The organism is Streptococcus hongkongensis (assembly GCF_053206145.1).
In genome coordinates this window covers 1-2475 of record NZ_JBRUGD010000033.1, presented here as the reverse complement: position 1 = coordinate 2475, position 2475 = coordinate 1, and the positions used below count along the sequence as shown (strand labels likewise).

General features: G+C 40.6%; 1 protein-coding gene and 1 pseudogene. One reads left to right on the top strand and one right to left on the bottom strand.

Translation table 11 applies throughout. From position 1 onward, the window contains the following. Nucleotides 1–127 precede the first annotated feature (127 nt). Nucleotides 128–1480 (top strand): annotated as a pseudogene (locus ACVRZD_RS10535) (transposase); the annotation flags it as partial. 52 nt (nt 1481–1532) lie between these two features. On the opposite strand, the gene ACVRZD_RS10530 reads toward ACVRZD_RS10535, so the two are convergent. Beyond that, the gene (locus tag ACVRZD_RS10530) at nt 1533–2255 is read right to left on the bottom strand and encodes an alcohol dehydrogenase catalytic domain-containing protein (RefSeq protein ID WP_037627740.1); all 723 of its coding nucleotides are present in this window, start codon (nt 2253–2255) and stop codon (nt 1533–1535) included. Nucleotides 2256–2475 lie beyond the last annotated feature (220 nt).

The window sequence follows — 2475 nt, the reverse complement described above, 5'->3', positions numbered from 1 at the left end:
CGAAAAGAAGGCACTCTCTTCGGGTTTTCGGTCTGTACTGAAATCAAGGTATTATTGGGAATCCCAGCTTAAATCATAGATACCGTAAGGGATTTTATTCTTTATTTAAAACTTTGCAACAGAACCCTTTCGACGGAGTGAGCACGCCAGGAACTTAATAAAACGTACCTTTGTTTACTTTACTATGGCTCTTACGGACCATGGGCTAATTCAAAATGATGCAGTCTTTATTGATGGCACTAAGGTTGAAGCGGATGCTAATAAGTACTCGTTTACTTGGCGTCGGGCAATAGAAAAGTATCACGCTAAGTTGAGAGAAAAGACGGCTAGTATTTATGATGAGTTAGTAGAAAAGCAAGTCATCAAAGAGATGAAACCAGAAATGATTGAATCTATCGACGGTATGGAATTAATGGCTGAAGAAGTGGAAAAAGAAATCACTAATCTAGACGAAGCCATTAAACAGGAGCCGAAAATAATTAAAGGTGGTTCAGTTAGAAAACGTCGGCGACGTTTTCTAAAGAAGCTTCGTCGTCAACTGAGAGAAGACTTAATTCCACGGGCTAAAAAATATGAACGTGTCGAAGATATTTTTCAAGGACGAAATAGCTTTTCGAAAACAGACCACGACGCAACTTTTATGTGCATGAAAGAAGATCCGATGATGAACCGAGAACTCAAACCCGGATATAATCTTCAGATTGCCACGCATAATCAGTTTGTCCTTGATTATGCTTTATTTTCCAATCCTACTGATACTAGGACTTTAGTGCCATTTCTTAAGCAATTCCATGGCTTGGATTTCTTTACACACGTGGTAGCTGATGCTGGTTACGGTAGTGAATATAATTACACAACACTGCTTGACCAATTCGATAAGCAACCACTCATTCCATACACCACCTATCAAAAAGAGCAGAAGCGTAAGTTCAAAAATGATCCAACAAAACCTCAGAATTGGCAGTACAATGCCGAAGATGACTACTATATTGATCATTTAGGCGTTCGCTTCAGTTTTTATCGCTACAGTAAACGAACTGATAAGTATGGATTTAAGCGCGATCTTAAACTCTATCGTGCCGACACACATCAATCATCAGAAGAGTTAGATCAGTTAGCTAAAACGCCAGGTAAGCGTCAGCGCTACATCCAGGTTAATCCAACTTGGAATTATTACAAAGCAAAAGTCAAAGAGACCCTCTCAAGCGATGAAGGTAAGATGATCTATCGTCGACGCAAGTTCGACGTTGAACCAGTCTTTGGTCGCATGAAGAGGGATTTTGGCGTACGCCGAACTCATTTGCGCGGCCAACGGGCTGTGGAAAATGATGTCGGATTAACCTTAATGGCATTGAACTTAACGAAATTGGGTAAAATGATCAACCAATTAAGACCCTTTTTAGTAAATAACCAAAAATGCGAACTACAATTTTTGATTAAATCAAAAATCATAGTTCGCATTTTCTTAGTTAGAAGCTAGAAAATAATAGTTAATTCCCAGCCTCCTTTGCTTAATTTACTTAATCGTAAAATTACTTTTCAAGGGAGAAGTCAACAACGTTACGACCAACAACCTTGTTGTCCTTCAATTCTTGAATCATGTCATTGATTTCAGAAAGCTTCCGGGTCTTAACGATTGGGTGAACCTTACCTTCAGCACCGAATTGGAAACATTCAGCCAGGTCTTGACGAGTACCAACCAATGAACCGGCAACAATGATCCCATCCGAAACAGTCTTAGCAATGTTTAGCTTCATGTCACCCTGTGGCAAAGCAACGGCAACCAGACGACCATCTGGACGAAGCGAGTTAACGGCTTGGTCAGAAGTAGCTTCAACTGGGTCCAAGCCTTCTGGAACCTTAACAGCGTAGTCAGCTGGAACGATACATTGTTCAGCCATAGCACCATCGGCGGTGTAACCAGCGTTCAAGACGTTCCGGCAAAGCGTTTCACGACCAGTCAGGCAGTATTCACAGTGGCCACAACCCTTGAAGAACCAAGCAATTGATACCCGGTCACCAACCTTTAAGCTGGTAACACCAGGAGCAACCTTTGATACACGACCAACACCTTCGTGACCAATAATCTGACCAGGATTCTTACCGAAGTCACCATCGGCAAAGTGAAGGTCAGTGTGGCAAACACCACAGTATTCCATATCAACTAAGGCTTCACCAGGCTTCAAATCACGAAGCTTAACGTCCTTAACAGTAACGTATCCATCTACTGGATCGTTGAGAACAGCAGCTTTCATATACTAAGATCTCCTTCTCAAAGACATGTTGTATTTTTCATAATTATTATAATAGCAGACTGATTTTCGTTTGTCAACCACCACGCCCTAAAGGTATGTGTCAAATTTTTTGAGGTTGAATAAAAAAGCAGCTGACTTCACTTAAATTTTGTTATTAGTACCTCACTTGCGTTCGGTTTGCCTAGTTATTTCTAATGGAAAAATTTTTTCCATTAGAAAT